This is a genomic window from Novosphingobium sp. (assembly GCF_019748365.1).
Classification (GTDB): Bacteria; Pseudomonadota; Alphaproteobacteria; order Sphingomonadales; family Sphingomonadaceae; genus Novosphingobium.
In genome coordinates, this window is record NZ_JAIEPN010000070.1 from 1 (window position 1) to 9,024 (window position 9,024).

Annotated in this window: 9 protein-coding genes and 1 pseudogene; 2 read left to right on the forward strand and 8 right to left on the reverse strand. The window is 57.8% G+C overall.

From position 1 onward, the window contains the following. Together K5Q19_RS09365 and K5Q19_RS09370 are read left to right on the forward strand one after the other, a co-directional pair. A pseudogene (locus tag K5Q19_RS09365) lies at window positions 1–147 on the forward strand (transposase); the annotation flags it as partial. 209 nt (window positions 148–356) lie between these two features. Beyond that, window positions 357–911 carry a YgjV family protein gene (locus K5Q19_RS09370; protein ID WP_292632562.1) on the forward strand — a complete coding sequence of 185 codons (555 nt, stop codon included), beginning with the start codon at window positions 357–359 and terminating at the stop codon, window positions 909–911. A gap of 224 nt (window positions 912–1,135) precedes the next feature. On the opposite strand, the gene K5Q19_RS09375 is transcribed toward K5Q19_RS09370, so the two are convergent. The 8 genes from K5Q19_RS09375 to zwf form a co-directional block, all read right to left on the reverse strand. After that, on the reverse strand, window positions 1,136–1,840 hold the full coding sequence (locus K5Q19_RS09375) for a cytochrome c3 family protein (RefSeq protein ID WP_292943961.1): 705 nt from the start codon (window positions 1,838–1,840) through the stop codon (window positions 1,136–1,138). Next, window positions 1,828–2,511: an iron reductase gene (locus K5Q19_RS09380; RefSeq protein ID WP_216234060.1), complete on the reverse strand. Its 684-nt coding sequence runs from the start codon at window positions 2,509–2,511 to the stop codon at window positions 1,828–1,830. The genes K5Q19_RS09375 and K5Q19_RS09380 overlap by 13 nt, the downstream gene beginning before the upstream one ends. Beyond that, window positions 2,511–4,502 (reverse strand): FAD-binding oxidoreductase, encoded by a 1,992-nt coding sequence (locus K5Q19_RS09385; RefSeq protein ID WP_292943963.1) that lies wholly within the window; start codon window positions 4,500–4,502, stop codon window positions 2,511–2,513. The genes K5Q19_RS09380 and K5Q19_RS09385 overlap by 1 nt, the downstream gene beginning before the upstream one ends. A 10-nt stretch (window positions 4,503–4,512) precedes the next feature. After that, entirely contained in the window at window positions 4,513–4,899 is a 387-nt protein-coding gene (locus K5Q19_RS09390; protein WP_292943967.1) for a hypothetical protein, read from the reverse strand. Between the two features lie 195 nt (window positions 4,900–5,094). After that, complete coding sequence (locus K5Q19_RS09395; protein WP_292943970.1) at window positions 5,095–5,463, reverse strand: DUF1622 domain-containing protein; 369 nt, start codon at window positions 5,461–5,463, stop codon at window positions 5,095–5,097. A gap of 842 nt (window positions 5,464–6,305) precedes the next feature. Further along, complete coding sequence (locus tag K5Q19_RS09400; protein ID WP_292943975.1) at window positions 6,306–7,052, reverse strand: HAD-IIB family hydrolase; 747 nt, start codon at window positions 7,050–7,052, stop codon at window positions 6,306–6,308. Between the two features lie 198 nt (window positions 7,053–7,250). Beyond that, window positions 7,251–8,042 carry an HAD family hydrolase gene (locus tag K5Q19_RS09405; RefSeq protein ID WP_292632564.1) on the reverse strand — a complete coding sequence of 264 codons (792 nt, stop codon included), beginning with the start codon at window positions 8,040–8,042 and terminating at the stop codon, window positions 7,251–7,253. 20 nt (window positions 8,043–8,062) lie between these two features. Continuing rightward, on the reverse strand, window positions 8,063–9,024 hold a 962-nt coding region (gene zwf / locus K5Q19_RS09410; protein WP_292943972.1), incomplete at its 5' end, for a glucose-6-phosphate dehydrogenase.

A 9,024-nucleotide genomic window follows, 5' to 3' on the forward strand; every position in this document is an offset into this window, starting at 1 on the left:
CGCTGGAACGCGTTAACCCGCTTCCTCAACGATGGCAGGGTCTGCCTCTCGAACAACGCTGCCGAAAGGTCGCTGCGCTGCGTGCCCCTCGGGCGTAAGTCGTGGCTATTTTGCGGTTCTGACCGCAGCGGCCAGCGCGCGGCGATCGCCTCCTGCATTGGAATTGGTGCACCAATCTGCACGAAATCGCAGCCTGTTCGAACCGCGTCACGGCCTTCGGCGTATGCTTACTGTAGTTCTACTGAGAAGTAAATTGAAGCGTAATTAACATTGATCCTTCATGCTTCTGCTATGACAAAAGAGAGAGCTGAGCGCACTATGCAGATTAAATTCGGAAGAACCGCGCTGCGTCGGTCATGATTGCTACCGCTTCAGGTTGCTTGGCACTTTTGTGCATCATCGGCTGGCCATTTTTCAGTAATTATCGAACTGTGGTCAAAATCCAGAGCGTGGGTGCTGCCGCATTCACGCTCTATTTTCTTACGCTAGGTTCTCCCACAGCTGCGATGGCGTGCCTCATTTCATGCTCACAACTCCTCATCTCTGCATCGGTGCGAGATCGCTACGTGGTTACAAGGCTCTATGGAGCGAGTTTCATTTTGTTGGTCTTTCTTTCTGTTGTGACGTGGCATGGCATCCCGTCCGCTCTGGCGCTTACCGGCAGCTCGTTGGGCAGCCTTGCGCGATTGCAAACCTCGACTTCGCGAATGAAGGGTCTGTTTCTCGTTGGCGCACCGTTCTGGCTCGCCCATAATCTAATGGTCGGAGCCGTCTTTGCATTGGGTACGGATCTGGTCTCATTGGCTTCGAACTTGGCGAGCTTAGCGAAATTTCTTGTGCGGCGGGGCGCTTCAGCGCGTGCGTCAAACCTAATCCCGTCGATAACCGAACCTGTCTCGATCTTAGCTTGATTCGGATACCCACGGCCTGGTCGTCGTGAACTTGCCAGGGTGAATGTGTTCGACGCGCGCTCAAGCGGCTCGTCCCGTTGCGTCTCATGGATTGTCTGATCGCAGTTCATTGCGCAATCTTGGCGAACGGGCTCAAAGTACGCTGCGCGCCGGTGGTGTAAAAACCGATCATTGCTTGGGCCACAGAGTCACGAAGCGCCAAATTATCTTTGCGAAATGATCGCTCAATGCACCTTGACCATACCGACGCCCTTGATGTTGTTGAACGAGTCGGTCTGGTGACAGCTGAAGCACTGATCAACGCGCGCCCGTTTTTCGCCGCTGATCATCTTGTCCATCATCTCGAAGTGCATCATGTAATGGCTCGGCGGTGCCTTGTGACATTGTGAGCATTCGGTCGATTTCGGACTTGGATGCAAGAAGCCGCTGATTTTCCAGCTTGCCGTAGTGTGGCAGCTTGCGCACTCAGGTCCAAAGAATCCCTTATGGATATCCCGAGGCGTGTGGCAGGATTGGCAGTCGAGTTTTGCAACTTGCCCTGTAGCGCGCTTCGCAATCTTCTCGAGGACCAGGTGATCCATCCTGACCGGACGAAGAGTGCGGCCCTGATGCTCGATGTGGCAACCCCCGCACTCCTTTAGGTTGGCGTGGAAGGCGGTCGCGGGTTTCATCAGGAGTTCAGGCGCAGAGGCGTGACATGCGATACAGGTTTCGGCCTTGATGCCCTGGTTGGGAGTATGGCAGCTCTCGCATTTGCCTTCGAGCAATGCGTGGGCGCTCGACAAGGGCCCGGGACGGACTGCCGATGACCATTGGGGTAGCGCAGTGCTTCCCGAACGGTAGACTGTGAAGGAGACCACGATGGCTGCGAGCAGCGCGATCGTCGCAAGCACCAGGTAAAGGATTGTGGTTCGCTTCACGGCAGCCACCGAAGGCCGTAATAGTAGCCGCCCCAAATGTGCAATGCCATCAGGCCATACATCACAATCGCAACCGCGACATGGAACACCGTCCACCGCGCGAGGGTGCGCTTGATCGCATCCCGTGCCATTATTGTAAATTCGAGATCCGAAATGGCACCGAGCAGATGATCGAGACTAAGTCCTGACGGGTCGATGACGCTTTCGCGATTCCAGACTACGGAAACTGTGGCCAACCCATCGTAGCGGTCGCGAAGCAGCTTGAGCTCTTTTTGCTGAAGCCGGAGATCCTGGCTGACCTGCGCAAGATAATATCGCCCGATGAATCCGCTCGCGACGACCGCGAGCATCGATATCACAAGGCTCACACCGAGCGGACTCTGAAACTTGTGGCCGGAGTGAATGATGCCGAGCAATGCCCCGATTGCGCCGGCGTAGACGTGAAACCCCATTAGCGCCCCAAGCGAGATGGAGCCTTTGGTCCGCTCCTTGATCCAGGCCTGCCGCTTCACCGCCGTGTAGGACAGCAGGAGCAGGAACAGAAGCGCGGCGGCGATCCCGAACATGCTCCCGGCAAGGCTGCCCGGGAAGCGGGGCGCGGAATGGATAAGAAATCCGGGGACGATCAGCGTTAGCACACTGACCAGGCCTCCGACCGTGATTTTTTCGGTTTCGGTCATCAGGCCTCCACCACCAGGTCACCGGTCGATTTTGCCTGACAGGCGAGGATGATTCCCGCTGCCTTCTCATCCGCGGCGAGCGCGTCCTCGACCTCCATGGTTGCCTGACCCTGGCGGAGTGGCACTTTGCACCGACCGCAGGTGCCAGCTCGGCAATCATAATCAATCGCTACGCCAATCGCCTCGGCGGCTTCGAGCACCGACTGGTCCGGCGCGAGGGGGCCTGCCTTGCCGGACTTTGAGAATGTGATGGTGGCGTGTGCAGACGGGATCGGCACGGCCTGATCAGCGGTGAATGCCGGTGTCGCAACAGGTTCCGAGGGTTCGGCTTCCATGACTGGGCCACCCTTGAGCGGAGCGAACTCTTCGGTTTTAACCTGGTCTGATGGGACTTTGAGCTGCGCGAGCGCTTCTTTCACTGCAGCCATCATGGGGGGTGGGCCGCACAAGTGGACTCGTCGTTTCGCAATGTCGGGTACCGAGGCCGCTATGAAATCTGCCGTCATGTAGCCCACCTGGCCTTGCCAATCGGTGCCTTCGGCTTTGGCGACGGTATACGCGACGTGAAGCTTGGGATGGCGACGTGCCAGATGATCGCACTCATCGCGGAAAATGAGATCTTCTGGTGTATTCACGCCGTAAAGTAGAAAAATGTCGTGCTCGTAGGACCGGTCTGTGAGACTTCGCAGAACGCTCATCATTGGCGTGATGCCAACGCCGCCGGCGATCAGAACGATGCCGGCGGCTTCCTTCCCCGTGAAGAAGAACCTGCCGGCGGGGGCAGATATTTCAAGGAGATCGCCGGTATCGGCATGATCGTGAAGATGACGCGACTCCAGGCCATATTGTTCACGCTTGATCGTGAGTTCGATATAGTCGCGCTGGGTGGGGGATGATGAGATCGTGTAGGATCGACGGACTTTCTGTCCGTCGATTTCCGAAGTGATTGTTGCGTATTGCCCCGGCAGGAAAGTGAACGGGATGGGACCGCCGTTCGCCTCCATTAAGCGGAACGTTTTCACGTTCGGCGTTTCGTCGAAGATCGCCTTGATGCGCAGCACCCCCTTCCAAGGGCGTTGAGCGGGCGGCGGAGCATTAGTCTCGGCAGACAACTGTGGCATGCCTGCGAGAACAGCGGGCTGTGCCATCGCTGTGGGTGCAGCCGGAGCGCCAATTGCAGTTTGTGCTGTGGGCGACCCTGGCATCAGTCGCTCGACAAGGCTCGCGATGCGACGAAGCCGAGCCTGCCGCAAGAGCAGGGCGGCAAGGAGTGCCGCCGCGAGCAGTACCATTCCAATGATGTGCCACCAGGAAAGGCCGCTATCCGTCGCCATTTGTTCAGCTCCGCCTATTCCATTTTGGTTCTTGAACCATGTGAGAGCGATCTCGCGGGGTGCCTTGCCTTCCTCCAGTCCCTTGAGGGCGCTCACGCCGCTGTCGGCTTGGGCAAGGCCTTCGCGAGCCCCCTTGATGGCGTCACCGGCAGCTACGAAGTCGTTGGACGCAAGCGCGTAATGGAGTCGGGATTGCTCGGCAGTCAACACTTCGGTCCCCGAGCCGAGGCGCTTTAGCGCTTCGGCTCGAACGGCCCGCCGCGCTTCGTCGGTCAGCGCTGGCCATTGCATCAGCGAGGGGTAGAAGGGTTTGGCACCCATTGGCCCGCAACAGCCGGAGGGCGCGGCTGTGCCACCCATACCTCCCGGCCCGGCAGATCCGGCCGACGGTGACATCATCTGCTTCATCATGGCGGCCATTGGGTCAGTGCCCGAGCCTCCCATGGGTTGTGTTGCAGGCATGTCGGTGCCGCTGGCTGCGGCAGGCATGGCTGGAGCTGCCCCGCCTCCGCCTGGATGATGCGAAGCGTGCTCGTCAGCGGTTTGCGCCACGACCGACGGTGATGTGAACATCACCGTCAGTGCGATCAGAACCCGGTAGCCAATCCGACTCCAGAGAGTTCGGTGAGTAGTGATTTGATGGAGCGGACGCTTCATGCTGATACTCTTACATATCGTCCTGCATGGGCATTGGCTTGTCGGCGGGCATCGGTGCAGGCTTTGCGGCGGCCGGCTTGGCGTGCCTGCGATGTCTGGGGCTGTGCTTCGACCTTCCCATAGTTTTCATCTTCTTGGCGCAGCATCCTGACTTGTCCTGTGCCATAACGGGTTTAGGCATTTGCATGCCGCCTTGCATGCCGCCTTGCATGCCGGGCATCGCGTCATGACCTTCCATCATCCCACCGGACGGCATTGCACTGCCGTTGGGAGACATGGGGGGCTGGGTTGAGGCCTGTCCTGTTCCTTGGCTCTGGGCCGCAGCAAGGCTGGGAGACAGAAGAACGCCGCCTATCAATGCCAGCGAATAAAGATAGGAAGTGCGACTTTTCATCATGATCTTTCCTCCGTTGAAAAACGACCGGCGATAATTTGGCGAGCCGCGATGTCCCTGATGGACGACTCCTCAAACTGGCTGATATACGTAGTGTCCGTGAAACCCAAAAAGTGGGGCACGGAGCGGCCGATGGATACGCTGGCGGTAGAGCGACGGCTGTGTGATTGGGTGCATGTGCTAAAACCGAACTGCTATTCAGTCATCGCGCTGGACTCCTGTTGCCCTTTGCCAAGGCCAACGGCCCTTAATCTCAACTTCAAGAGAGAAGCTCAGAAATGTCCTTATAAGCACAATGCCCGCAAGAACGGCCAAACTGTTCAGCGTTGGCTGAATAGCTATGGTATTGATTATGTCCGCTGCAACCAGGAACTCGAGACCCAAGAGGATGGCTTCTCCCAGATTTGAGCGGAAACTTCCAACAGAACCTTCATCGATCAAGCCTTTTGCCGCTCTCAGTAGGAAGCTGAGAAGCGAGTAACCCGCACCGACGACAATGATCGCCGTACCCGTGATTTCTATCGCACGCGTGATCCAGTGGATAGCCTCGATGAGAATGCTGTCCATCAAACTCCCCCGTTATCACCGGCATTGCCGGGCCATTTAGGTTATAACTTTCCGTCTAGGAACGAGTTTTTCTTCTGAAATCGAGATATAATGCTCATGCAGGGATCAAGGGCATCGGTGCATTACATGCCGGACCCTTCGTCCGGTAATGGCAACAATCCGTTTGGGACTATGTTCAATTATATCCATGCGCTTCGTTAACGGCCCTGCAATTGATCCCTTCGGCAATGCCAATGAGTAGAATAACGTGTTCCCTCGCAGGGCCCATTTGCCATTACCCTGCGCTGTGAAATCGGGCAGCATAATCTCACTGTAGCTTCCGTCGGACATGAATATCCATGCGTTGCCAACCTTGCACTCAGAGCGTCCATTGAATGCCCAGACACCTTCCATGTCGATTTTGGCATTTTCTGGCGTTTCGTTCCTGATTTTTGCCATCAGGGGACTGATTGAGCTTCCGGCCAGGAGAAAGACCACTAGAGTTTGCCGCATTAGGAGAGGCGTGGGTGTTGACAAATTTGTGTGGCTACGCACATTCCAGATGGCTAGGCGACGCCCGAGAATACTGAAATGCACAAGCTTTTGGGCCCACATGACGCAAGTGCGCCGCCCAAATGCTTCAAAAAGCGGCAGAAGCAGAAACGAGCGAAGTCTGTTCATCATAATAGTGTGCCCATCGTTCACCAAAGGATCAGATCCTGGCTGGTTCTTGCTGAAATTCCACTCGCGCATGATTGAAATTGTTACAATTTCCAATATTATAACGTGACTTGAGTTTGATCCGCCAAGGCCTTTTATCTCCATGGGTCTAACCGCAGATTGCGCGGATGCATTCTCGAACTCTACGGCTTTGTGAAAGCAATGAGTGCGAGAAGAGCAGTGTTGGTCTCGGCAGGATCGCGTACAGCAATTGTGTCGATTCCCGCTTCGCGGACAGGATCATCGTTGCCGCCTGGATAGATTGCATCGCCGAAGAACAGCATGGCTGAAAAGGGAATGCCTGTATGTTCGGCAAGCTTGCGCATGCCGTAGGCCTTGTCGATGCCCTGGCGCGTGATGTCGATTGAGGTCGACCCGCCGATGTTCACGGACAGATCCGGCAGCATGCGGCGAAGTGACAACTGGAGCAGCTTGCGTTTGGCGAAGTCTGGATCCCAAGCCGTCTTGGCCGCAAGTGGCGCGAGCTGACCGAGCCCGGAAAAGGTGATCTGGCTGCCGCGGTCTTCCACCCGATCGCCCCAAATCTGCTTCTCGTGGAGTTGGTTTCCGTCAATAGCGGCATCAATCGCTTCGCCGATACGGCGGCGCTCATGGGGCGTGAAAATGTCAGCGTAAATCGCCTGCCAGCCATTGTCGAAACGATAGAGCTTGGTCCCAGTGGTCGGCAGGATGAACAGGTTCTGGAGAGCCGCGCTGCGGGGCATGCGAGAGACGACCTGAGTCTCAAATTGCGGCCAGTCGCCTCCCGAGATCACCGCAACGGTTGCGACACCGAGCAATGCACTGAGTAACTCGGCAGTCGCCTGGCTGATCGGCTGTTTGCTCTCGGCAAGCGTGCCGTCGAGGTCGAAAGCGATGAGGCGCTTCATCTGAGAAATCCTATCGGAAGCCTGCCCGACGCGGGCAGTGGTGGTCGCTTGGGCGTTTTCCTCGTCATCGGGAATAGCCCATTCGGTGCGGGCCAAACGAATTCCGTGTTCCATGGTCCGCGGAACGGCCGAGCTCAGCTCCCTCCGGTCGCGTGAAATGTGCCCAGCACGACGATTGAACCAGAGGCGGCCGGTGGCTCACCTTACGACCTTGGCCAAGATGAACGAGTCGATGGCATGGGCAACGCCATCCTTTTCGTTCGAAAGGGTCACTAGGCTTGCGGCCGTGCGGACGGCAGCCGGTGCTTGCCCCATCGCGATCGACAGGCCGGCACGCGCAAACATCGGCATATCGTTGCGTTGGTCACCGATTACAGCGACGTCGTCGAGCGGCACTCCAGCTGCACCAGCCAATGCAGAAAGGCCATCGCCCTTGTTGGCACCGGGCGCCGTGATGTCGAGATAGTAGGGTTGGGAACGGCCGACCGTTGCCGCCGCGCCAAGTGCGGATGAAATTTCTTTGTCGAGGCGGGCCAGAAGCTCGCGGTCGCCGCTGACTCCAACGATCTTGTCAACCCGTGCCAGCAATCTGTTAAAATGGCTCCGGAGCACTGGTTCAATGTTGGCGGCATGCCGTTCAAGAGGGACGTAGACCTCGTCGATCGTTTGGGCAAACCAATGGCCGTCGGCGAACAACCACAGGGTGACCGCTGGGTGGTCCAATAAGGCAATCGCCCGCGCCGCACAGTTTGGCTCGATATGCTCAGCCAATACTATCTTTCCGTCGGGGCGCATGACTGTTCCTCCGTTGAATGCGCCCATGACATCGGAGATTTGCAGCCTTTTCGCGATCCACAACATGCCGCTTGGGGGACGGGCGCTGATCAGGCTCATTGCAAGACCAGCGTTCCGGACCCGTTCGACTGCGGCGATCACGCCGTCCGACAGGCTTTTGTCATCGCGGACCAGCGTACCGTCGATGTCACACACAAGGAGGCGTATGCGCCCGCTCATCCCAGACGGTGCCAGCGCCGGTGCGCGCGATGCATCAGCGCGTCGGCGCTTTCGGGGCCGGCGCTGCCTGCAGGATATTCCTCGGGCGAACCCTGCTGCCACATTTCGAGCAGCGGTTGCACCGCGCGCCATCCGGCTTCGATCTGGTCGGCCCGCTGGAAAAGCGTCTGGTCGCCAGTCAGCACATCATAGAGCAGTGTCTCGTAGCCAGTCTGATGTTGGAGCTCAAAATGGTCTGCATAGCTGAAATCCATGCTGACCGGCGCCGTGTTCACTGCGGGGCCTGGCTGTTTGACCACGAATTCGAGGCTGATTGCCTCGTCAGGCTGGATTTGGATGACGAGCCGGTTAGGCGGGAGCCGGTCGACCACCGTCTCCCTGAAAAGAGAGAGCGGTACATCCCGAAACTGGATCACGATCTCGGTATCGCGCGCCGCCAGCGCCTTGCCCGTGCGCAGGTAGAAAGGGACCCCCGTCCAACGCCAGGTTTCGACGTGTACCTTCATTGCGACGAATGTCTCGGTTCGACTGAGTGGATCGACAGCGGGCTCCGTGAGGTAGGCAGAAACTGGTTCGCCCGCGACCGCGCCGGTGCCATATCGGCCGCGAATGGCCTCCTGGGGGTCGATCGGGCAAATAGCACAGATGACCTTCGCTTTCTCGGTGCGGATCGCCGCAGCATCGAAACTTACCGGCGGCTCCATGCCGATCATGGCGAGAAGCTGAAACAGATGGTTGGGCACCATGTCACGCAGCGCGCCGGTGGCATCGTAGAACTTGCCACGGCTGCCGATGGTTACGGCTTCTGCGGCCGTGATCTGGACGTGATCGATGTAACGGTTGTTCCAGACAGATTCGAGCAAGGTGTTGCCGAAGCGCGCTACCATGATGTTCTGGACCGTTTCCTTGCCGAGGAAATGGTCGATCCGGTAGATCTGGTCCTCGCGGGCGCGAGCCA

Excerpts from the sequence above, each read along its gene's own strand:
- K5Q19_RS09370 (WP_292632562.1), top strand. The coding sequence starts at position 357 with ATGATTGCTACCGCTTCAGGTTGCTTGGCACTTTTGTGCATCATCGGC.
- K5Q19_RS09380 (WP_216234060.1), bottom strand. The coding sequence starts at position 2,511 with ATGACCGAAACCGAAAAAATCACGGTCGGAGGCCTGGTCAGTGTGCTA.
- K5Q19_RS09385 (WP_292943963.1), bottom strand. The coding sequence starts at position 4,502 with ATGAAGCGTCCGCTCCATCAAATCACTACTCACCGAACTCTCTGGAGT.
- K5Q19_RS09390 (WP_292943967.1), bottom strand. The coding sequence starts at position 4,899 with ATGATGAAAAGTCGCACTTCCTATCTTTATTCGCTGGCATTGATAGGC.
- K5Q19_RS09395 (WP_292943970.1), bottom strand. The coding sequence starts at position 5,463 with ATGGACAGCATTCTCATCGAGGCTATCCACTGGATCACGCGTGCGATA.
- K5Q19_RS09400 (WP_292943975.1), bottom strand. The coding sequence starts at position 7,052 with ATGAAGCGCCTCATCGCTTTCGACCTCGACGGCACGCTTGCCGAGAGC.